The organism is Larkinella soli (assembly GCF_003703975.1).
Classification (GTDB): Bacteria; Bacteroidota; Bacteroidia; order Cytophagales; family Spirosomataceae; genus Larkinella; species Larkinella soli.
This window is the reverse complement of the sequence record NZ_ML112622.1, coordinates 253,983-276,260: the sequence shown is the minus strand read 5'-3', so window position 1 is coordinate 276,260 and position 22,278 is coordinate 253,983. Positions and strand designations below refer to the sequence as shown.

At 54.9% G+C, this 22,278-nt stretch carries 16 protein-coding genes; 11 read left to right on the top strand and 5 right to left on the bottom strand.

Going from position 1 to position 22,278, the window contains the following annotated elements:
• Positions 1 to 49 precede the first annotated feature (49 nt).
• The 10 genes from denD (at position 50) to DX909_RS01215 (ending at position 15,577) form a co-directional block, all read left to right on the top strand.
• Positions 50 to 994 carry a D-erythronate dehydrogenase gene (gene denD, locus DX909_RS01260; protein WP_128543227.1) on the top strand — a complete coding sequence of 315 codons (945 nt, stop codon included), beginning with the start codon at positions 50 to 52 and terminating at the stop codon, positions 992 to 994.
• Between the two features lie 5 nt (positions 995 to 999).
• Positions 1,000 to 2,502 carry a GntP family permease gene (locus DX909_RS01255; RefSeq protein ID WP_128543226.1) on the top strand — a complete coding sequence of 501 codons (1,503 nt, stop codon included), beginning with the start codon at positions 1,000 to 1,002 and terminating at the stop codon, positions 2,500 to 2,502.
• Between the two features lie 49 nt (positions 2,503 to 2,551).
• Entirely contained in the window at positions 2,552 to 5,521 is a 2,970-nt protein-coding gene (locus tag DX909_RS01250; RefSeq protein WP_229310896.1) for a PQQ-dependent sugar dehydrogenase, read from the top strand.
• 25 nt (positions 5,522 to 5,546) lie between these two features.
• Positions 5,547 to 9,164, top strand: coding sequence for a family 78 glycoside hydrolase catalytic domain (locus DX909_RS01245; protein WP_128543225.1), 3,618 nt, complete (start codon positions 5,547 to 5,549; stop codon positions 9,162 to 9,164).
• 138 nt (positions 9,165 to 9,302) lie between these two features.
• Positions 9,303 to 9,533, top strand: coding sequence for a glycosyltransferase (locus DX909_RS30060; RefSeq protein WP_128543224.1), 231 nt, complete (start codon positions 9,303 to 9,305; stop codon positions 9,531 to 9,533).
• A 159-nt stretch (positions 9,534 to 9,692) separates the two neighbouring features.
• Complete coding sequence (locus tag DX909_RS01235) at positions 9,693 to 10,538, top strand: alpha/beta fold hydrolase (RefSeq protein WP_128543223.1); 846 nt, start codon at positions 9,693 to 9,695, stop codon at positions 10,536 to 10,538.
• Between the two features lie 211 nt (positions 10,539 to 10,749).
• Positions 10,750 to 11,820, top strand: a complete 1,071-nt coding sequence (locus DX909_RS01230; protein ID WP_128543222.1) for a helix-turn-helix domain-containing protein — start codon at positions 10,750 to 10,752, stop codon at positions 11,818 to 11,820.
• Between the two features lie 121 nt (positions 11,821 to 11,941).
• Positions 11,942 to 14,320, top strand: coding sequence for a TonB-dependent receptor domain-containing protein (locus tag DX909_RS01225; RefSeq protein WP_164851162.1), 2,379 nt, complete (start codon positions 11,942 to 11,944; stop codon positions 14,318 to 14,320).
• 150 nt (positions 14,321 to 14,470) lie between these two features.
• Entirely contained in the window at positions 14,471 to 14,695 is a 225-nt protein-coding gene (locus DX909_RS29850; RefSeq protein ID WP_229310904.1) for an RES family NAD+ phosphorylase, read from the top strand.
• A gap of 147 nt (positions 14,696 to 14,842) precedes the next feature.
• Positions 14,843 to 15,577: a hypothetical protein gene (locus DX909_RS01215; RefSeq protein WP_128543220.1), complete on the top strand. Its 735-nt coding sequence runs from the start codon at positions 14,843 to 14,845 to the stop codon at positions 15,575 to 15,577.
• A gap of 630 nt (positions 15,578 to 16,207) precedes the next feature.
• Here the strand turns inward: DX909_RS01215 and DX909_RS01210 are convergent.
• The 4 genes from DX909_RS01210 to DX909_RS01195 form a co-directional block, all read right to left on the bottom strand.
• Complete coding sequence (locus DX909_RS01210; RefSeq protein WP_128543219.1) at positions 16,208 to 16,837, bottom strand: hypothetical protein; 630 nt, start codon at positions 16,835 to 16,837, stop codon at positions 16,208 to 16,210.
• Positions 16,838 to 16,921: 84 nt separating this feature from the next.
• Entirely contained in the window at positions 16,922 to 17,503 is a 582-nt protein-coding gene (locus DX909_RS01205; protein ID WP_128543218.1) for a Crp/Fnr family transcriptional regulator, read from the bottom strand.
• Positions 17,504 to 17,852: 349 nt separating this feature from the next.
• Complete coding sequence (locus DX909_RS01200; RefSeq protein WP_128543217.1) at positions 17,853 to 18,470, bottom strand: YdeI/OmpD-associated family protein; 618 nt, start codon at positions 18,468 to 18,470, stop codon at positions 17,853 to 17,855.
• Positions 18,471 to 18,482: 12 nt separating this feature from the next.
• Complete coding sequence (locus DX909_RS01195) at positions 18,483 to 19,142, bottom strand: GNAT family N-acetyltransferase (RefSeq protein ID WP_128543216.1); 660 nt, start codon at positions 19,140 to 19,142, stop codon at positions 18,483 to 18,485.
• Between the two features lie 410 nt (positions 19,143 to 19,552).
• On the opposite strand from DX909_RS01195, the gene DX909_RS29420 reads away from it, so the two are divergent.
• The gene (locus DX909_RS29420; RefSeq protein WP_164851161.1) at positions 19,553 to 19,948 is read left to right on the top strand and encodes a MarR family winged helix-turn-helix transcriptional regulator; all 396 of its coding nucleotides are present in this window, start codon (positions 19,553 to 19,555) and stop codon (positions 19,946 to 19,948) included.
• A 263-nt stretch (positions 19,949 to 20,211) separates the two neighbouring features.
• Here the strand turns inward: DX909_RS29420 and DX909_RS01185 are convergent, their stop codons facing one another.
• Entirely contained in the window at positions 20,212 to 22,260 is a 2,049-nt protein-coding gene (locus DX909_RS01185; protein ID WP_229310903.1) for an FtsX-like permease family protein, read from the bottom strand.
• Positions 22,261 to 22,278 lie beyond the last annotated feature (18 nt).

Sequence of the window (22,278 nt, the reverse complement as noted above, 5' to 3'; positions counted from 1 at the left end):
TGTACATTAGGAAATCTTCCCCAAACTTACTTTTTCCTCATTCAAATCGATGCAGATCATCATCACCGGCGGGGCCGGTTTTCTGGGCCGGCGGCTGGCTCAGGCGCTCCTGAACAGTTCGCTTTCCTTCGATACGCTGGAACTGGTCGATATCGTTCCACCGGCGCCGGTGGACGACGTTCGGGTTACCTGCCGTCAGGCCGATCTTTCTGAAGAGGGTGCTGTAAACGACTTGATTACGGCCGATACCGGACTGATCTTTCACCTGGCTGCGGTGGTGAGCAGCCACGCGGAGAAGGATTTCGATCTGGGCTGGAAGGTCAACCTCGATCTGACCCGGCAACTGCTCGAAGCCTGCCGGCACCGGAGTCCGGGCTGCCGGTTCGTGTTCGCCAGTTCGCTGGCCGTGTACGGCGGCCGGCTGCCGGAGGTCGTCACCGACACCACGGCCGTGATGCCCCGCTCGTCTTACGGGAGCCAGAAAGCCGCCGGCGAACTGCTCGTCAACGACTATTCCCGGAAAGGCTTCGCAGACGGGCGGGTGCTGCGGCTCCCGACGGTCTGCGTTCGGCCGGGGCGGCCCAACCAGGCGGCTTCCTCCTTCGTGAGCGGCATCATCCGCGAACCGATCCAGGGCGAGCCGGCCGTGTGTCCGGTTTCGCCCGACCTGCTCCTCTGGCTCTCGAGCCCGGATACCATCGTGGAAAACATTCTCAAAGCCGCCACCCTCGACGCGGCCGCGTTCGGCGATTGGCGGACGGTCAACCTGCCGGGCATCGGGGTGACGGTGGCCCAGATGCTCGACTCCCTCGAACGAGTGGCGGGCCGGGAAGCCCGCGAGCGGGTCACCTTCCGGTATGACGCGGCCATCGACGCCATCGTCAGCAGCTGGCCGGGCGCCCTCGACAACCGCCGGGCGCTGGAAATGGGTTTCCGGGTCGATGGCCCTTTCGACGGGTTCATCACCCAGTTTATGTCCCAAAATCAGTTGTAGAACCGATGCAGCCCTTTAACAGCTCCCTGATCGGCCTGACCGTTGCCGTTTTCGTTCTGATTTTTCTGGTCCTGCGCACGAAAGTACACCCGCTGATCGCCATGATCGTCGCAGCGGCCATAGCGGGCATCACGGGCGGTTTGTCGGCCGACCAGACGCTCGACGCCATCACCCGCGGCTTCGGATCGACGCTCGGGACCATCGGCATCATCATCGGACTCGGCGTCATGATGGGCCGGATTCTGGAGGTGTCGGGGGCGGCCGAGCAGATTGCCTACTCGTTCATCCGCCGGCTGGGCAACCGGCGGGAAGAGTGGGCGCTGGCCCTGACCGGCTATATCGTCAGCATCCCGATTTTCGCCGATTCGGCCTTCGTGATCCTGTTTCCGATCGCCCGGGCGCTGTCCCGGAACGGCAACCGCCCGATTCTGACGATGGGCGTGGCCCTGGCGGGCGGTCTGGTGGTGACCCACACGCTGGTTCCTCCAACGCCGGGACCGCTCGGCGTGGCGGGTCTGTACGGCGTGGACGTCGGGGCGATGATTCTGCTCGGCCTGTTGCTGGGCCTTCCCTGCACGGCCGTCTTCGTGCTGTACGCCCAGTGGCTTCGGAAGCGGTATCCCGGCTTTACGGGAGAGGCCGTGGCCGACCCGCCGACCGAAACCGGCCCCGGCTTCGATCCGGCCGGAAAAACCGACCGGCCGCTGCCTTCCCTGACACTGTCGCTGCTGCCCATCGTCGTTCCGATTCTGCTGATCTTCATCAAGGCGCTGATCGGTCTGGTGGATCTTCCCACGGGCAACGACCTGCCGGGCTGGATGCTGGGCGTCGAGGTGCTGAAATTCGTCGGTACGCCGATTATTGCCTTGTGCATCAGTACGTTGCTGGCCGTGTATACGCTGGTGCCGAATCTCGGTCGGCACGAAACCGCCACCCGGCTGGAGGAAGGGCTTCAGTCGGCCGGCATCATTCTGATGGTGACCGGGGCGGGCGGGGCGCTGGGCTTCGTGGTGCGCGAATCGGGCACCGGCACCCAGCTGGCCGCCCTGATCGCCCGGCTGCCGTTTTCTCCGCTGATGCTGCCCTTCCTGGTTTCGACGGCGATTCGTCTCATTCAGGGGTCGGCCACGGTCGCGATGATTACGGCGGCTTCGATTACGGCCCCTGTGCTGACGCAGATTCCCGGCATGAACATGCTGTTTGCAGCCCAGGCGGCCGCCATCGGTTCGTTGTTTTTCAGTTACTTCAACGACAGCCTGTTCTGGGTGGTCAACCGGATGATGGGCCTGACGGATGCAAAGCAGCAGCTGATGGTGTGGTCGGTGCCGACGAGTTTTTCCTGGGCGGTCGGCGGGGTGCTGATTGCGCTGGTCAACCTGCTCTTCGGCTCGGGCGGGTCGTTGCTCGACCTGCTGATTCCGGTCGTCGGGCTGGGCGTCATCACCCTGGTGGTGCGCCGGTCGGGCGGTTCGACCCGTCTGGTCCCGTCGTCAAAATCGGGCGGTTAGTCGGGCGGTAAGCGGCAACGGTCGATTCGTTTTGACGGCCTGAGCGGTTGTGCGTAAAATTACTCAGATTACCGCCAATCCCGGCCGACCGGTCGGGCCAATCGCCAACGGCCCGACCCGAAACCTGATGACCATGACCAACGCTTTACTGAAGTCCCTGAAGTTTCCCTCTGCGGTGCTGATCCCGGCCGCGATCCTGTTTGTATTCAGTGCTTTTGTCGTCCAAGACGAGCCCCCCAAACTGGACGAAACCCGCTTTACGCCCGTCCGGCTGGCTGAGGACCTCGACGAGCCGATGGCCTTCGAGGTCGCCCGGAACGGGATGGTGTACATCGCCGAGCGCAAGGGTGCCCTGAAGGTCTACCACCCGGACTCCAAAACCGTCGACCTGATTGCCACCATCCCGGTCAATACCAAATACACCTCCAAGGAAGGCCGCGTGACGGAGGCCGAGGAGGGGCTGATGGGCATTTCGCTGGACCCCAATTTCGAGAAAAATCACTGGGTGTATCTCTACTACGCCCACCCCACGGAGACCAAACACCGCCTGACCCGCTGGGAACTGAAAGACAATCAGTTGAACAAGGCTTCGGAAAAGGTGCTGCTGGAAGTGCAGACCCAGCGGGAGGTGTGCTGCCATACCGGCGGAGGCATGGTCTGGGACCGCGCCGGCAACCTGTACCTGACCGTCGGCAACAACACCGGCAACCAGCAGGCGGCCCAGACCGACGAGCGGCCCGGCCGCAGCAGTTGGGACGATCAGGGCCACTCAGGCAACACGATGGACCTGCGCGGCAAAATCCTGCGCATTCACCCCGAACCGGACGGCACCTACACCGTTCCCGACGGCAACCTGTTCCCGAAAGGAACGGAGAAAACCCGCCCGGAAATTTATTCGATGGGGCACCGCAATCCCTGGCGCATTTCCATCGACAGCAAAACCGGCTATCTGTACTGGGGTGAAGTCGGCCCCGACGCCACCTCCGATTCGGAGATCGGCCCGCGCGGTTACGACGAACTGAACCAGGGCCGGAAACCAGGGAATTTCGGCTGGCCGTGGTTCGTAGGCAACCGGCAGGCGTTTCCGGTCTACGATTACGAAAACCGGAGACCGCTCGAAAAGAAAGACCCCGACCGAATCGTAAACAACTCACCGAACAATACCGGCCTGCGCGAGCTGCCGCCGGTGGCTCCTTCCTTTATCTATTATCCCTACGGCGTATCGGAGGAGTTTCCGCTGGTTGGGACCGGCTCCCGCTCGGCGACCGGGGGGCCGGTGTACCGGCAGGCGGACTTCAAAGGCGCCAAACGGCCCTGGCCGGCCTATTTCGAAGGCAAATGGATCGCGACGGACTTCTCGCGGGGCTGGATCATGCTCATTTCGATGGATGCCGAAGGCAACTACAAGTCGATGGAGCGTTTTCTGCCCAATTACCGGCCCGTCGAGCCCATCGACATGAAGTTCGGGCCGGACGGTGACCTCTATGTGCTGGAATACGGCAGCAACTGGTTCAGAAAGAGCGACAACTCCAGCCTGATCCGGATCGAATACAACGGCGGCAACCGCAAGCCCATCGTGCAGGCGTCGGCCGCCAAACCGGGCGGGAGCGTGCCCCTGCAGCTGGCGCTCTCGGCCGAAGGCACGAAAGACTACGACGGCGACCCGCTGACCTACCGCTGGGTGGTTTCGGGCGCCGGCCAGCCCGCGCGGTCCTTCACCGGGGCCAACCCCACGGTGCGTTTCGACAAGCCGGGGGTCTACACCGCCACGCTGACGGTCACGGACAAACAGGGAGCCGCCAACAGCCAGGCGGTGCGCATCATCGCCGGAAACGAGGCCCCCAAGGTCCAGGTTCAGGTGGCCGGTAACAAAACCTTCTTCTTCCCGGATCAGCCCATCCGCTACGCCGTGGAGGTGGACGATCAGGAAGACGGCAGCCTGAAAACCGGCAAAATCCCGGCCGAGCGCGTGGCGATGAGCATCGACTACACCTCCGAAGGCTTCGATTTTGCCGAAGTCCGGCAGGGGCAGCGGAGCGTGGATGCCTCTACCCGCTACGCCGTAGCCCAGACCCTGATCGGCAAAAGCGACTGTAAGGTCTGCCATCAGGTGGCGACCAAGTCGGTGGGACCGGCTTTTGCGGCCATCGCCACCCGGTACCAGGGCGATGCCGGGGCGCTCGACCGGCTGGTCGGCAAGGTGCGGCAGGGCGGTGCGGGCGTCTGGGGTGACGTGGCAATGCCGGGCCATCCGGCCATGTCCGAAACCGACGCGCGGGCCATCGTGGACTACATTCTGCACGTCAACGAAAAGACTCTGAGTAGTTTACCGCTTCAGGGCGAATACCGGCTCACGATCCCGAAAGGCGACAACGGCCGGGGTTCGGTGCTGGTCCGGGCGGCCTATACCGACCGGGGCGGCAGGGCCGTGCCGGCGCAGACGGCCGAGCAACTCATCGTCCTGCGCAGTCCGCAGGTGAGTGCGGCTTCCGCGCCCGTTAAAAAAGGGGTGGAGGTGAAAGCCGGGCGGACCGAAAACATCATGGCGTACCCCAACTCTTACGTTGCCTTCCGGCAGTTCGACCTGAGCGGCATCCGGCAGCTGGAGATGACGGCGGCCGCCCAGCGACGCGAAGGCAGCGTGGGCGGAACCATCGAGGCCCGGCTGGATCGCCCCGACGGCCCCGTGATCGGGTCGGTGGTCGTTCCGCTGGCCCCGGAAGTAGATATGGCGAAGGTCATGGCGCAGATGGAATCCGGCAATGCGGCTACCCCGGCGGCAGGCACTTCGGCCGCTCCGGGGGCGACCCCGGCCGGCGGGAATACCGCTGCTCCCACCGCAGCGCCGGCCGCCCCTTCACCCAACCGGTTTGCCCGACCGCCGGTCTATATGGACCTGAAAGGCGCGGAAGGCGTTCATGACGTGTATTTCGTCTTCAAAAACGACAAGGCCACCGCCATCCAGCCGCTGATGTCGCTGACTACCGTTAAATTCATGACGACCGCCAAAACCCAGTAAGCCGGGTCGGCAGACTTTTCCCCTGATGAAAAACTATCTGGTTACTGCCCTGCTGTTCACCGCCATCCTCGGCCGGGTCGTCGCCGGGGTGGCGCCCGACCAACTGAAAACCGACTACCAGACGACTCCGCTGGGCATCGACGTGCCGAATCCGCACTTTTCGTGGCAGATGAAGGCGACCGATAACCGGCGGGGCTACGCTCAGACGGCATATCGGATCGTGGTGACGGACGCCGGCGGCAAGACGGTCTGGGATACGAAGAAAGTGGCCTCGGCGGTCGCCCACGGCATCGAATATGGCGGCAGCGCCCTTCAGCCCACTACCCGGTACGGCTGGCAGGTAACGGTCTGGGATCAGCAGGGAAAACCATCGACGGCAGGGTCCTGGTTTGAAACCGGCCTGATGAATCCGACGCTTTCGGGCTGGTCGGGCGCGCGATGGATCGGCGGATCCGGCGACGACCTCGTGCTGTATTCCCATTACCTGTCGGTGTATAAATTTCAGTTCGGCGTCCGGCTCGACAAAGCCGGCAACAGCACCCGGGCGGCTTTCGTTTTTGGTGCGAACGACCGGCGGCTGATGAACCGGAATCTGAACTTGATGGGACAGGAAAATAAGCCGGGGGAGGGGTACATTGCCGTCGAACTGGACATTTCCGGCGTGTCGGACGCTCCCGACGGGCTGGCCCGGCTGAACATCTACCGCGTCGGGTACGCGAAAGACGACCGGGCGGACAAGCCCTTCCGGAGTCTCGACATCCCGCAGAAGCTGATCAGCAACGCCAACAAGTACGAGCAACATATCGTCCGGGCGGAATGCAACTTCGGCCTGTTCGAGTTTTTCGTGGACGGCAGTGCGGAGGAAAACAAGCTGAAGGACAAAAATGCCCCGGCTTCTGCTTCGCCCTTCGCGCCCCGGGGCCTCAACCTGAACCCGGTCGGAAGCGGCAATAACTACATCAGCTTCCCGATGCTGGCCGACATCGGCTTCCGGGTGCCTGAGAACCAGACGGCTTACTTTTCGGAGGTTACCGTCCGGAATTACCGGTTTCCCTCCAATCCGCTCTTCAGCGAGAACCTTTCCGGGCCGGCGTATCAGGGGATTTTCAAAGACGCCGGGCTGACGGTCGAAAACGGGCAGTATACCGTGAAGGGGGGCACCTTTACCACGGCCGACCCGAGCCGGAATGCCGCTCCGATGCTGCGCACGGTTTTTACGGCGGAGGCCAAACCCATCGCCAAAGCCCGGCTGTACGTGACTGCCCGGGGGATTTATGAAATGCACCTGAACGGAAACCGCATCGGCAACGACTATTTCAACCCGGGTCTGACGCAGTACAACAAAACCCATATGTACCAGACCTACGACCTGACGAAAGCCATCCGGCCGGGGCAGAAGAATGCCCTCGGTGCCTGGTTGAGCGAAGGCTGGTGGAGCGGGAACATCACCTTCAGCGGTGAAAACTGGAATTTCTTCGGCGACCGCCAGTCGCTGCTCGGCAAACTGGTCATTACCTACACCGACGGATCGCAGCAGACGATCACCTCCGACCCTGCCTCCTGGAAGCTCTTTACCGACGGCCCGGTGCGGTACGGTTCGTTCTTTCAGGGCCAAGTGTATGAGGCCGGGAAGGAAGAAAAAATAAAAGACTGGTCGCTGGCGACGTATGACGACGCGGGCTGGAAACCGGCGGTGGAAGTGCCGCTGGAAGGCACCGCCTACCTCGGCACGTTCACGAACGCCCAGGGCCGGAAAACCACCTTCGATTACCAGGACCTTCGGCTGGTCGGTCAGATGGGCGAGAACCCTACCGTCGTCGCCACCCTGACGGCGCAGAACCGGGAGGAAGTGCGGCCGGGCGTTTTCGTGTACGACATGGGGCAGAACATGGTCGGGTTTCCCCGCATTCTGGTTAAAAACGGGAAGAGAGGCCAGGCGGTGACCCTGCGCTACGCCGAGATGAAATACCCGGCCCTGCCGGATTACAAAGGGCAGGAGGGCATGGTGATGATGGAGAACATCCGGGCCGCCCTGACGCAGGACGTTCACCTTCTGAAAGGGGGCGACGAAGTGATCCAGCCCCGGTTTACGTTTCACGGGTACCGATACGTGGAGATCACCGGACTGGATCAGCCGGTTCCGGCCGGCGACGTAAAGGCGCTGGTGATCAGCTCGATAACGGGGCTGGCTTCGGCCTACGAAACCTCCAGCCCGCTCGTCAATAAACTCTGGCGGAACATCACCTGGTCGCTGCGCAGCAACTTCCTCTCCATCCCGACCGACACGCCCGCCCGCAACGAGCGCATGGGCTGGAGTGGCGACATCTCGGTTTTCTCGAAAAGCGCCACGTTTCTGACCGATGCCAACCCGTTTCTGAGAAGACACCTGCTGGCGATGCGCGACGTGCAGGCCGAAAACGGCCGTTTCACCGACGTGGCTCCGCTCGGGGGCGGCTTCGGCGGCACGCTCTGGGGCAGCGCCGGCATCGTAGTGCCGTGGGAAGTCTACCGGCAGTATGGCGACGGGCAGGTGCTGCGGGAGCATTACGAGGCCATGAAGCGGTATATCGGGTTTCTGGAGAGCAAAGTGGATAAGGAAACCGGCATCCTGAACGAAGGCCCCCTGGGTGACTGGCTGAGCCCGGAGGGCAACAAAAACGACAATACCCTGTTCTGGATGGCTTATTTCGCCTACGATCTCGGCATCATGAGCAAGGTGGCGGCTCTCCTCGGCAAAACCGCCGAAGCCGAGCGGTTCGGGAAGCGACGGGAGGAAATCAAAACCGCCTGGAACGTAATCTACGTCGACCCGGCCACGCACCGAACCGTCAAATCCGGCCTGAAAACCGGCTTTATGGGGCCGCCCAACCAGCAGCAGGCTGCGCAGAAGTCGGACAAGGGGCAGGTGGTCGACACGCAGGCGTCCTATGCTATTCCGCTGGCGCTGGACGTCTTCAGCGACGGGAATAAGCCCTACGCCATCCGGTTTCTGAACGAGACCATCCAGCGGAAAAACAAGGACGACGCGGGCGCGGAGCGGCCTGAATATTCGCTGATGACCGGGTTCATCGGCACGGCCTCCATCAGTGAGGCTCTGTCCGAAAACGGCAGCGATGCGACGGCTTACCGGCTCCTGCAGCAGAAAGAATATCCGTCCTGGCTGTACTCGGTGGTCAACGGGGCGACTTCGATCTGGGAGCGGCTCAACTCCTACACGGTCGAAAACGGCTTCGGCGGGAACAACAGCATGAACTCCTTCAACCACTATTCCTTCGGGGCGGTGGCGGCCTGGATGTACAACTACTCGCTGGGCATCCAGCGGCACCCCGACATCGCCGGTTTTAAGGAATTCATCCTGAAACCCACGCCCGACCCCGACCGGAAGATCACTTTCGCCAAAGGGTATTACGACTCGATCTACGGGCGTATCCGCAGCGAATGGCAGCGAACCGGCAACGGGTGGACCTATCAGGCCACCGTGCCGCCTAACACCCATGCGACTCTCTACCTGCCGGCCGGGAGCCCGGCGAAGGTGAAGGAAGGCGGCCGGGCCGTGGCGACCTGGAAGGGGCTCCGGCAGGAAAATGGCCGGGTAGTGCTGCCGCTGACCTCGGGCACCTATTTGTTCGAGATCACTGACTGATTGCCTGTTCGGGCCGATGAATCAGATCCTCTGGGCTTTTCTGGGTTTAACGGGCGAAACCGGTATCTTGGCAAACTATGAATCCAGTTTCATAAGGAACTAACGTCCCCTTCCTGGCAGGCTCCCGGCCAATTGGCAATGGCATTCTCTTTCCTATTCATTATCGTCTCGGTTTTGAATGGCGAAAAGACGCCGGGGAGTTGTTTAAACAGCATAGGCGTTCAAACGTTTACCGATTTCGAAGGGATGGTCATTGACAGAGGAAGTACCGATAGAACCGGTACCATCCTTTACGATTACGAATCCCGGCTTCTCTTGTCCCGGCAGGTAAATTCGCGGACGGGCCGGTATGAACTACCCGCACGGTAATCCGAACCTGTTCCCGGTCGGCTTCCACGAATGGCTCAATATTCTGAAGGGCCGGCGGTCTGGAGAATAGGGTTCCAGGTCCAGTAGAGTCGATATAACCCCTAAGCGGGGAAACTTTATGATTTGACCAATGCAAATTCAGGCTTCTTTCAATCCCCAATGAATAGAATCTTCCCCCTCTTGAGTCTCCTGCTCCTTTACGGCCGGGGGTATTCCCAAATCAGAAAGATCACCATCGACGGCACTCGGATAGCCGTCCAAACGGCAGGGCTGGAAACCCGAAAAGAAGGTCGGCCCGTAGTGGTGTTCGAAAGCGGCTTCGGCACTCCGATGGGGCATTGGGATACCATCCTCGATGCCGTCGGCAAGCTCGCTCCCGTGGTGGCTTATGACCGGCCCGGCATCGGTGACTCCGAGCCTGACCGGCAGTTGCCCACCGTGAAGAATGTCGCCGATAAACTCCGGAAAATTCTGGAGGCATTACAGGTGAAACCGCCTTATGTGCTGGTGGGTCACTCGCTGGGCGGAGCTTATGTACGGGGCTTTGCCGTGTACTATCCCCAGGAGTTGGCGGGTCTGGTCATCATCGATCCGGCCGACTTTACCGAGACGTATGAACGCATTGGTCAGTATATGCTGGATGCCGGGATGAACAAAGCCCATGTGGACAGTGCTATTGCCCAACGCCGTCGTGACCTCTTCCGGCCCGACCCCAAAATGGCCCCTTCGCTTCAGGAGGAGCTACAGGTGTTGTTTGACCTAAGGCGGTCGGAGTTTGCCGAGTTCAGGGATAAACCGTTGCCCGGCATTCCGGTAGCGCTCCTTACCGGAGGGCGTTATGATGCCTTTCCCAACGCCCGGCCGATCGACGAAGCGTTATTTCGGTCGAAAATGAAGTTCCGGGTCGAACGTTGGGTTCAGTTCGTGAATACCGTGCCTAAAGGGCGTTTTTTTACAGAGCCGACGCAGGCCACTTTGTGCATCGGGATGACCCCGACCTGGTGATTTCGAGTATAGAGCTGGTATTAAAAGACGCTCAGGGAAGCAAAACGCAAACCGGCAGATAAAATTCGGCGGCCGAATGGCCAGAAAACACCTGTGGGCAACGATAATTCTCTGATTCTGAGAGGTAAAGCAGTAAGTTCGAACTCCCTTTTCCGGTTTGTATAGTGGTGACCAAATCGTTACATTTGAAAGGTTATCCTGTTCAGATACAATGAATACCGGCAAAGAGATTCTCTTCTTTTTCAGTGCGCTGGGCGCGTTCAACGGGCTTGTCCTGGGATTATTCCTGCTGTTTTTTACCCAAAAGAAGTATCTGGCCAATTATTTTCTGGCGGCCTTGCTGCTGGCCCTGAGTGTTCGGATCGGCAAGTCGGTTTTTCTTTACTTTGACGGCCGCCTTCCCAAGATCTACCTGCAGATCGGCCTTTCGGCCTGCTTTTTTATCGGGCCCTTTTTATACTTTTTTGTTCGTTCGGCCATAGACCCGTTAGCCAGGTTGCCCAAAAGCTGGATAGGGACCCTGGTTGCGCTCGCCGTCGTTACCCTGTTCGTCGGGATCCTTTTTCCCTATGAAGTCTATTCCGTCTTCTGGAACCGCTATTTCGCCAAAGTGATTTATTTTCAATGGTTTTGCTTCCTTGTCGCATCCGGTCTGGCGATCCGGGGGCTGATTGGAAAGTTATTCGACCGCTCTTATCGCATGAAACCGGCTGAAACCTGGATTTCCATGATTTTTATTGGAAACGGAGTTATCTTTCTGTTCTATTTCACTTCCCTGATCAACGCCCCTTTCGCTTCCTACATCAGTGGGGCCATTGCCTTCTCCCTGATTCTTTACCTGATGGCAACCATTCTCTTTTATAGAAAAAATACCGATGCGATTTTTCTGCTTTTGCCCGCCAGGCCCGTCGCTAAAAAGCTTAACAACACCGACGCGGAACGCTGGCTGGCCAAACTGGAGAAGGTGATGATCGAAAAGGCCGTTTACAAAAATCCTGACCTGAAACTTCATGAACTGTCGCGCGAAATTCAGATTTCAGGTCACCAGCTCTCGGCGCTGCTCAATGAGCATCTGGGCAAAAATTTCACTACGTACGTCAATGAATTCAGGATCGCCGAAGCCTGCAGGATGATGACGACCGAACCGCGGTTTACCCTGGAAGCAATCGGGTACGAGGTAGGATTCAACTCCAAATCGACCTTTTTTGCAGCTTTCAAAAAGATCAAGGGCGTTACGCCTTCCAACTATCAAAGTTCTGATAACCAATCCATTCCTATTTAGGGTAAGTACGGTATTATAAATCCACACTCCTGATTCCGTTTTCCTGAACTGATGCCGCGGCTTGCCTGCCGATTTTTGAGGCTGACAAAATTTTTCATAATCAGCCATGAAACTCCCCGGCTTGCCGTGTGTAACAGCCTTCCTGCTCACGCTGGCGCATCCGACCCTCGGTCAGTCTCTTTCTACCCTGAAGGTCAGGGTCATCAACGTCCGTCAGGAACCCGTAGCCGTCGAGGCCAGGCTGCTTTCCCTTCCTGATTCTGCCGTGGTCAGAAGCGGCAGTTTCCCCGATGGCCTTGTGTCCTTTACGGCGATCCGTCAAAGCACGGCCCTGCTTTGGTTAAGCAGCCTGTCCTACGCCGACACCATCCTTCATCTTGAAAATAGAAACCGGCCAAAGCCGGATCTGGGAACAATTATCGTGCAGGACCGAAATGTTCAGTTAGAAGAAGTACGCATCAGCCGCCAGGCGCCCCTGGCCCGGTACGGGAGCAACGGCACTGTGAGCATGCAGGTGGCCGGTTCCATCCTGGCGGGCAGCACTTCCGTAGCTCAGGTTCTGGAACGGTCGCCCGGCGTCATCTTTACCGATGGGCGTATCAGTGTGGCCGGAAAAGGCGAAGCACTTATTTTCCTAAACAATCAGGCGATCACGTACGAACAGATGATGGCCATTCCCGTCAGCCGGATCGTACGGGTGGAGATCATTGCCAATCCGTCGTCCCGCTACGATGCCGAGGGGAAAGCCGTGATTCGGATTATCACCCGCACCAATAGCGAGCGAGGCACGGCCGGGTCGGTAACCCAGCAGTATACCTATTCGAATTTTGCGGGTGGCGAAGGCAATACCCTGGCGGATGGAACGTACCGGCGGGGTAAATGGACCATAGCCGGAAATTATTCATTGCGCACCGGAAAGGACCGTGAGGTGCTTTCTACGACCCGCACCCGACCTGATTCGGCGATCTTTTTACGCTCAGAACTGACGACCGACTGGCAGCGCAGACTCCGCAACTACTCCGCCTACGGCCTCGGTGTGCAGTATACTCCTACTGAAAATACCTACTATTCGTTCAGTTACAGGGGAAACCTCGACAGGCAGGGCGGCCATCAATTCAGCCGAAACAGCATTGACGACGCGGTGAACCAGGGAATTTATAACAGCCGGCTGGACAAAGACGAAAAGCGGCTGAACCATTCGTTGATTTTCAACTACAACCGTACCCTGGATTCGCTCGGGTCAGGATTCTTCGCAGGCAGCCAGCTTGCCCGCTTCCGTACGGATGTCCGCGATGGGATCCGCGAAAGGAATGTCGTCAATGACAGCAGTTTCTCCCGGCAGCTTAAAAATAACCAGTCCTATCACATCACCATTTCAAGCACGCAGGCCGACTATACGAAAGTATTCGGCCGGGAGAACAAGCTTGAAACCGGGATTAAACTGACCTACGCCCATACCGCTTCCGGCACCGATTTCCTCGTTGCCGGGTCGGAAGCCGGTTTCCGGCTCGATCCCGGCTTGTCCAGCCAGTTTGCCTATACGGAACTCATACCGGCCGCCTATTTCAATTATACCGGTGCCATCGGCAAAACCATCCGCTTCGCAACCGGAATCCGGGGTGAATGGACGCGCTATGAACTCAACACCACTGCCGGAAATGGGCAGGCACTTCGAAAAAGCTATGGAAACGTATTTCCCAATCTTTTACTGACGAAAGCGGTTTCAACCGAACTGGATGTCCGGCTTTCCTACGTGGCCAAAATTTCGCGTCCCCGCTATCAGGCTCTGAATCCCTGGGTGATCTACCAGGACCCCTTCACCAGTATTCAGGGAAACCCGGGTTTACGGCCGGAGAAGGTGCACGCGTTTGAAATGGGTATGAATTATCGGCAGATTGATTGTCGGGCCGGATACAATTTTACACGGGACCCGATCAGCGGTGCGGCTCTGCGGGGCGATGGCCCGAACACGTATGTGCTCAAAGGCATTAATCTGGAAAAAGACCATACCGTTTTTCTTTCCGGTTCGGCCACGTTCACCATCCGGTGGTGGAATTCGACCAACACCATCACGCTCAGTCAGAGTAAGTCGATGGATCGTCAGTATGATTTTAAACTGGTCAGGCCCCGGCCGCAGCTGTATATATATACCACCAACACCTTCAACGTCAATGATTTATTTAAAGTGCAATTCATGGCCTGGTACCTTGGCGACAAATACTACGGCCTTTTTCACAGCAGGAGCCGGGCTACGGTGACCCTGGGGATTGAAAAAGACTTCTTCAGAAAGGCCTGGAAGCTCCGGTTGACGGCCAACGATCTGTTTCATCAAACCAACGCATCAGGGAATTACAGCGTCGGTCAAACGGATATTTTTTATGACCGAACGTATGCTACTTCCAATGTTACGGTAAGCCTTACCTATCGCTTCGGAAAACCATTTAAAACCGGTTACCGAAGCAAATCAACGGCCGAGTCGGAGCAGAACCGGGCCAGATAACCGGCAGAAAGCCGGTGAAGTCCGCGGGCCTCCTGGGGCTTTACGGTCTAACACATTTAAACCAAGACAAAAAAGCATCAGCCGGCCGGGATTAGTCGGATCAAATGAGTCTACTTTTTTTCTAATGTCCTATGGCCGCCCAAGCTACTTCTGCGCTGGACCCGGGGCGGGCGCTGGAATGCCAAAAATGCCAAAGGGTTAGTCTACGCGGCCACAACGCCGGAGCTCTGCTTTCTGGAGTATATGGTGCATTTGGAGGGTACGCCTTTAGCGGACCTGCCTTATTATCCAGGCAATAGTGGAGCGAATAACTTAAGGAGCTTACACCGATTCGAGTGGACAGAACCTGGTCAATTCAAAGGAGGGTATTATTAGACAGGGTAGTTTCCTCAACCTTATCACTGGGACCTTTCCCTTAGGCACTTCTTCCGTTGCCATTGGAAGGAAAATCAGCCCGTTGATGTATCGTGTATTGCAAGGTACCTTGTATAATAGCTATTTTGAAGAAAAAAACCAAAGGAGATGGCTTCAGAAACAAATTCACCGGCAATACCTGTCTATTCATTCCCCGGTCGATGGATTGGCGGAATTTCCATGATCCTTGGGCCACTTCTGCTCCTGATGGCCGAACTGCTCCGGGTCCAATTTGATTTCTTTTTTCCCCAACAACTCCAAGCCTTTGACCAGCATCCCACTCAGATGATGACTGCCTACAGTTTCTTTCTGGCCGGCAATATCCTGTTGTGGCCTGCCGTATTGACCTTGACGAACCTGGTTGGACTTAAAGCTCCTGCCTGGGCAAGCTGGGGAGGCACTTTGGTGATGCTCGGCTTATTTGCCCGGACCTTTCATTACGGAATAAATCATTTAGCGTTTCAATTAGTGGAGGTCCAAAACCTACAACTGGCAACAAAGGCGGTTGCCGACTCCTATGGAGCGTTTCACATCATAGCTGGTTTATCCGGGGCAATCATGTCAGGTTGGCTCATACTAGCGGTGGGGTCGTACCGGGCAGGGGTATTGAGCCTGATTGGGGCCGTTGGCCTGGGACTCATGTCTGCATTAATGCTGGGCGTGTTAAAAGGGGCTTCACCCGTATCAATTTTATCGACCGTTGGTCTATGTGTAGCCTTCTTACCTCTGGGCAAGAAGGTGTTGACCAACGGGCCTATACCCAAAAGACGGGCTATCCTTAGTTGGACGTTCCTCATCCTGGGAGTAACGGTCTTGATGTACTTTTTCGGGCAAGCAGGCTGATTTCTGAACAGGTTCTTAACCTCCTCAATTCGTGACTCGAAAGGAGCGTTTTAGGAGAATGAGGCAACTTCCAGTTACTTATATAGCATTTTAACTGTGGTCATCCTTGATTCGGTAAGCGTCCGAAAGGGTTACTTTAAACAACCCGTACCCGACCCGGATTCAGAATCCGGGTGTATGGGCTCCTGGCATCTCCCTGCCACTGTCTGGCTACCCGCAGGGTGGTAACGCAGGTTCCTGATGCCGCTTTATCGACCGCAGGAAGCTTTCCGGTACGGATGTGGTAAAGCTGGCGATTAATTACCTCAAAAGAGTGTATTTCAGCGCTTTTGTTACCAGATTGGGACGAAGCTGAAATTGTTTAATTAGCCGGTTGGCATCTGTATTTTGTCTATTGGAAGACTATTTTAACTAGTAGCCCACCTGAAAAACGCTTTGTAGCTATTGGGTACCCTGTTGCTGGCCGACATTACACATCAGTGACGGTATAGGTTACTTTCATGAGTTCAATGCCGCAGAACACTAGAACGCTAATTCCGAACTGGTTTACGCTGGGATTACTTAACCCAGATTGGTAGCTAGTGTCATGTCATATTAGTTTCAGTCAGGCTTCAGTTTTCGGTAAAATTACTAAAAATTATACCCAAAATGTAATCCCGGTTCTCCGAAGATAAATTTAGACCATTTATCATCCAACTGTTTAAAACCATCAGGCAACTTTGTGTGATAAGCACGGTGCGTAATTGCAATTGATGGTTGAATAAAAAATTTGTCCTTGAAAAGTTTGACGTGATAACCAACACGGTATGTGTTGAAAACCTGAAAACCATTGTCAATTTTATTGCCGTTTTTATTTACAAATGTTTGCCATGTAGGCATTATATGTACAGCTGTATATAGCCCTTTCCACCAGAAACGTTGATAAGCTATTGCAAACCCGTACTCACGAATATATCCTGGAAATTGTTCTTCAGGCTTTTTGTATGCTTTATTAAAAAATGGGTGAATACCATTCGGCCAGGCATATTTCCAGGTTTTTACTTCTAAAGAAATTACATCTTTTCCTGTAATTCGGTAGCCTAAATTGAGTTGAGCGAAGTTGGGAGGATTTTTCGTATCAAAATTGCCTAACAAAACAAACAAAGAACTACCAACGAACCACCTTTTGTAAGTGCTGTCTTGTTTGGCATATTGTGCATTCCCCTGTAGACTGCTTACCAACACTAAGGCCAGTCCAAACTGTAAAGTTTTCTTTTGCATTTCTTTCCCTTTTATGTGAATCGATGCTGCAAAAGTAGATTGACGAGGTACAGGAACTCGTTAACTTAAGTTAAGAAATTAACCCTACTTCTTATCTTTCTCCATAATCCTTGCTCTTAACCTACTTAATGATTCGGGTTTAATACCCAAATAGCTCGCTAATTGGCGTTGTGGTACACGTTGAATAAGGTCTGGTCTTTTTTGTAATAAATTAAGGTATCGTTGTTCAGGTGAAGAAGTCTTAAATTCGTCGAAGTCTATTTTATTTTTAGCCAAAACTTCTGCTGAAAACAGTCTACACATTATATCAAATTTAGGAAATTGACTGTTTACTCTTTCTTCCATATCAGAATTTGTGACTAAAAGTAAAGTGTCTTCAATACAACTTATAAAATATTGGGAGGGGGTTTTACTTATTACACAATAGGGTGTCAAAGCTTCCATTTCTGTGTAGAAAGCAGTAGTTTTTTCTTCACCATCTAAAACATAATATGTTCGGATACAGCCTTTTAACACAAAATAGCTATCATTTGATTTTTGTCCTTCTTTGAGTAGAGTAGCTCCCTTCTTCATCGAGCGGAATATATCTAACGAAAGTATGGCGTTCTTCTCTTCTTCGGTCAGAGAAATGTATTTTGATATAAAATCAAATAGTATGTTTTGCATGGTTTTTATAGGTTCCTATGTTATTGCCATCTGTCTTACTAGCCACCACTTCGCCGATTGGCCCGTTTTCAATACAAAATAATTGCATTCTGTATTTTTGTGGAGTAAGCCTATTAGGAAATATAATGATGAAACCTATTTGGTCATCTCACCAAACGTCCATTTTTAAGCGACGTTCACTGGGTTTCTACTGCTGCATCAACTCAGGCTACGCTCTGTGTCAAATTGTTATCTCAAATCAAGGGCTGATTTTCCGTGATCCGTATGAGTTTGTGAGACGATCGTTTTGCCGAATGATGAATTATGTACTCTTCCGCAGATATACCCTATGTTGCGGTAGGGGGCTCTGTTAGAGCGAAGACCGGCTTCCTTCCGTTTTCTTAGCCGGGAAATTGGCCCGCTCGTTTTTTTCGGCCTTCGCTACAATCTCGTGGATGCGGTTGCTGCGGGTTTTCTCAGTTTTAGCGTTGAGCAGCCATTCCAGGATACCCCGCCGGGTCGAGCGCGGAAAATGCTCAAAATGCGCTTTAGCGGTGGCATTGGCGTTGAGCGCGTCGGCCAGGTCGGGTGGGAGGGTTCCGTTTTCAACCTCGTCTAAAGCGGTCCAGGTGCCGGTTTTTTGGGCTAACTCGACCATCTGTAGACCCGCCTTCGTCATCAGACCGCTTGCTCTGAGTTTAGCTATTTTTTCCTTGTTGATCCGACTCCAGTTACTTTTCGGGTTGCGTTGGGCGAAATATTGCAGGTGGTGGTGGCCATCGCCCTTGCGAATGGCTCCGTCGATCCAGCCAAAACACAACGCTTCGTCCAAAGCCTCCTGGTGGGTTAAGGTGGATGTCGGCTCGTTTTTGCGAAACAATTTAAGCCACACCCCTGACTCGGTGGCATGGTGATCGGTCAGCCATTGGCGCCAGGCGGTCCGGTTTTCGCAAACCAGTGCGTTGGATTTCTGGGACTTGGTTGCCATGAGGTAGGGTAGCTACAGCGTTTTAATAAATTTCTGAGTGCCGGGATACTGCCCGTGAAAGTAAGCCGGCCAGTAGGTCAGATACGGGTCAAATCCTACGCTCCGGTAGAGCGCGTGGGCTCCCTCGTTTCCCAGCGTGACGGCAATGCCTGCCGTCCGATACCCCTGGGCGCGGCCGAGGTCAATCACCGCTTCCAGGAGCTGTTTGCCCAACCCCCGATGGCGATAGTCGGCCTGCACAGCCACACATTCGATGGTCCACTCCCCCGTTGGTTTCAGTGTCGGGTCATGAGGGTCGGACCAAACCTGCCGGTAGCGTTCTTCAAAGAGCGCCAACTGCTCGGTGGACCAGCCGAGCGTTTGTGCCACGACTGCCAGTCGGTCGAGCCGCAGCGGGCGGTAATCTTCCGGAGCCATCACGAAGCCTGAGGCCCCACAAACCGGCTGATTGTCGAGTTCGCCCACTACAAAGTCCTCAACCCGGCCCCAGGCTAACGCATCGTGGGCCAGCACGGTTTGGATAAATTCGTGCGTATCGGTATGGAAGCCGTCGAGCAGTGGGTCCCAGTACGAAAAACCGGGGTAGGGTGAGGTGGCTTCATAGTTACACCAGGCTACGAAGGGCAGGTCGGAGCGGGTGGCGGACCGGAACGGGATCGGTATACGGTTCATAGATTATAGAGTAGAAAGATATAATGACAGGCACAATGATTCTATGTTTTCGTAGATTTTATCTGTTATTTATCTTAAAAAACAATTAAAATATATCCAATGTTAAGGATTATGGAAAAAATTTCTATTATTACATAGAAAAAAGTTTTTGCAGCATGACCAGTAAGCTAATCGTGGAGTTGGTAAATCAGTGGGCGGCTTATGAAACGGAGCGGCCTCACCCTTCGCTGGCTGATTTTTGCGTGTGGTATCTGGCCCGTCAGCCGGCCTCCCCGGCCTTTGGCGACGACCTTTTTGATCGGGTGCCCCTTAATGGTCTATTGGGTAAGTTACTGGGCCGCTTAGGGCGCTTCAGCGAGCTTTACTCAAAAAAGGCGCTGGCTGGCCTGGGCCTCCATAACGTGGACGATATGACTTACCTGCACGTGATTAGCCACCTCGGGGAACCGACCAAAAGCGAACTCATTACGTATATGCTGTCGGAGTACCCCTCGGGCATTGAAATTATTAAGCGGCTGGGGCGGCTGGGGTTGGTGGAAGAACTGGCCGACGAAGCCGACAAACGCGCCCGGCGGGTCCGTATCACCCCTGCCGGCACCGAACTCCTGCTGCGGAGCTACGAGCGTCTTGAGCAGGTAGGCCACATCAGTTTCGACTGGCTGGCCGAACCTGAAAAGCGGCTGCTGGCGGGGTTGCTGCAACGGTTAGATGATGTCCACAGCGCTCATTATCGACAAACCCGTTCGGCTATCTTTGAGGAAGTATACGGCAACTTGCTGGCGCAGATAAAGCACATGGAATCGTGAAGTGGGGATGAGCTAGTCCTTTCTTAACCAACTGTTCCCTTATTGACCGTGAAAAAGGGGTAATACAGCTTAGCAAACCGGGTTAATCAGCCGGTGACAATGAGAAAGGGGGTTGCCCACGCTCACTATTGCCGTTTTATGTCAAACAGACCCCTCCGTGGATAAGATGACGCTCCGCTTAGGAAATACTGAATGGACTACTCACTGTGCGGACCAAATGATTTACCATATGGAAGCGAGCCTGAAACGACCAGTAGCAGCCCTTACTCCGCCTTCAGGGTGATGGCCGGATTGGCTTGTGCGGCCCGCCATGAAAAGTAGCCCACTGCCCCTAAGGCAATTCCCAGGATGGCGGCTACCAAGGCGGACATGGTCAGATACCCAATCCCCTGATTGAATACATAAAAGCGATTCATGTACTGTCCGATGACGATCCCCAGGGGGAGGGCAATCGTGATGGCAATGGCCAGAAGCTTACTAAATTCTTTCGACATCAATTGGATGACTTCGACAGTTGTGGCGCCGATTGCTTTCCGGATGCCGATTTCTTTGGTTCGTTTTTCTAAACTGTAGGTTAGGATGCCGATGAGCCCTAAGATAGCAATGACGAAAATGGCAACGCCTTCGATGTACATAAACTGCATTTCATCGTAGTTATAATAGCGTTCGTACATTTCGGTATCCAGCCAGGATGCGTTCATTTCCTGGTCCGGGGTGTATTTCATCCACTGGCTTTTCAGGGTGGCTTCCAAGGCCTTGCGATCACTGACCGGGCTTGTTTTTAAACTCATCACTTTGAATAAAGAAGGCCGGTACTGAAAAACGACCGGCTCGATCTTACTTTCATAATCATAGTGGCAAAAATTGGCCACTACCCCAATAATGGTGGCGGAAACGGAGTCGTTCAACACGATGAGTTGGCCGATCGCCTTCTGCTCCGAACCCAGGGCCAGTTTTTCGACGGCTTTCTGATTGACCACAATCAGGGGGGATGGCCCGTCGGAGTTGCTGGGAATCAGGTTTTGGCCCGCCACGATCCGAAGTCCCATATTTTCAATAAACTGCCGGTCGGCGGCGTAGTAAAACGCGGAATTCGATGCCTCACTTTTCGCTTTTTTAATGCTTGCCCGTGCGGGCCTATTCATAAACATCATCGAGGTATATCCTACCTTTTGTACTTCTTTGAGGGTACTTACCTCCGCAGCGAAGGTTTTATACTGCTTACCGGCCAGGTTTAAATTGAGTATATCCTTACGTTGGTAATTTTCATTATCGGTGGCCATGTAATCGACCTGATGATACAGATGCCCGATAAAGAATATATAGACCATTGCGATCATGAACTGCACGATGATCAACGCTTTCCGAAAGCCTATTTTTCCCAAACCGACCGGGGCGATTGTCCCTTTCAACACCTTTACCGGCTGGTAGGCGGATAGGATAAAGCTGGGAGCAGCGCCGGCTACCAAACCCAGAATCAGGTTGAAAACGAAAAACAAAAGAATCAGGTAGCCAAGGTGATCGATGTCCCAGGTGAGCCAGGAAAGCTGAATCTGGTTCTTTATCCACCATAATAGGAGCAAACTAACCCCCAGGGCGATATACGAAATCAAGACCGATTCAACCAGAAATTGCATAACCAGTTGGGACCTGGTGGCGCCGGCCACTTTCCGTACCCCAACTTCACGGCTTCGGTTCATCGATCGGGCCAGGGTCAGATTGATGTAGTTTAAGGAGGCAAGTACCAGCAGAATCAGCTGAAACGCAAAATTTACATACATACTGCGAATGTCCTGGACATAGGGGTCATTCGTTAAGATTTCTTTTGACGGGGAGATGTCTGCCAGGGATTGGGCTCTAAAATGCAGGGTGGCGGGAGCGAGTGGTTTCAGTAATTGATTGATTTCTCGTTCGGTTTTTAACAATTGCCGGTCAAGGTCGCCAGACGTTATGCCTTTGGTTAGTTTCAGGAAGGTATGAGCATTCAGGGTGGACCAGTCATTGGCCGGGTTTTTGCCGGTCAGATAACTGGTTAATGGGACAAATACATCGGCCCGAAATTGAGTTCTCAGGCTGGTGAAAGGCTTTAGGACCCCAACAATTTTAAAACTGCCGAGGGTGGGGTGTTCCAGGATGGTTCCAATAGGATTGATATCGCCAAAGAACCACTGGGCGGTCTGGTGGGTTAACACCATCGTGTTCGGTTCAACCGGATAAGTGCCTTTTTCCAGCGGAAAATGAAAGAGCTGGAAAAAAGCTTCACTGATGTAAGTGGCATTAATATTTCTGGTTTTTATTCCGCTACTTAACACCCAACTCAAATCCCGGAC

Bases quoted from the DNA above. Each gene is read 5' to 3' on its own strand.
- denD (WP_128543227.1), top strand. From the start codon at position 50: ATGCAGATCATCATCACCGGCGGGGCCGGTTTTCTGGGCCGGCGGCTG.
- DX909_RS01255 (WP_128543226.1), top strand. From the start codon at position 1,000: ATGCAGCCCTTTAACAGCTCCCTGATCGGCCTGACCGTTGCCGTTTTC.
- DX909_RS01245 (WP_128543225.1), top strand. From the start codon at position 5,547: ATGAAAAACTATCTGGTTACTGCCCTGCTGTTCACCGCCATCCTCGGC.
- DX909_RS30060 (WP_128543224.1), top strand. From the start codon at position 9,303: ATGGCATTCTCTTTCCTATTCATTATCGTCTCGGTTTTGAATGGCGAA.
- DX909_RS01235 (WP_128543223.1), top strand. From the start codon at position 9,693: ATGAATAGAATCTTCCCCCTCTTGAGTCTCCTGCTCCTTTACGGCCGG.
- DX909_RS01230 (WP_128543222.1), top strand. From the start codon at position 10,750: ATGAATACCGGCAAAGAGATTCTCTTCTTTTTCAGTGCGCTGGGCGCG.
- DX909_RS01215 (WP_128543220.1), top strand. From the start codon at position 14,843: ATGGCTTCAGAAACAAATTCACCGGCAATACCTGTCTATTCATTCCCC.
- DX909_RS01210 (WP_128543219.1), bottom strand. From the start codon at position 16,837: ATGCAAAAGAAAACTTTACAGTTTGGACTGGCCTTAGTGTTGGTAAGC.
- DX909_RS01205 (WP_128543218.1), bottom strand. From the start codon at position 17,503: ATGCAAAACATACTATTTGATTTTATATCAAAATACATTTCTCTGACC.
- DX909_RS01200 (WP_128543217.1), bottom strand. From the start codon at position 18,470: ATGGCAACCAAGTCCCAGAAATCCAACGCACTGGTTTGCGAAAACCGG.
- DX909_RS01195 (WP_128543216.1), bottom strand. From the start codon at position 19,142: ATGAACCGTATACCGATCCCGTTCCGGTCCGCCACCCGCTCCGACCTG.
- DX909_RS29420 (WP_164851161.1), top strand. From the start codon at position 19,553: ATGACTTACCTGCACGTGATTAGCCACCTCGGGGAACCGACCAAAAGC.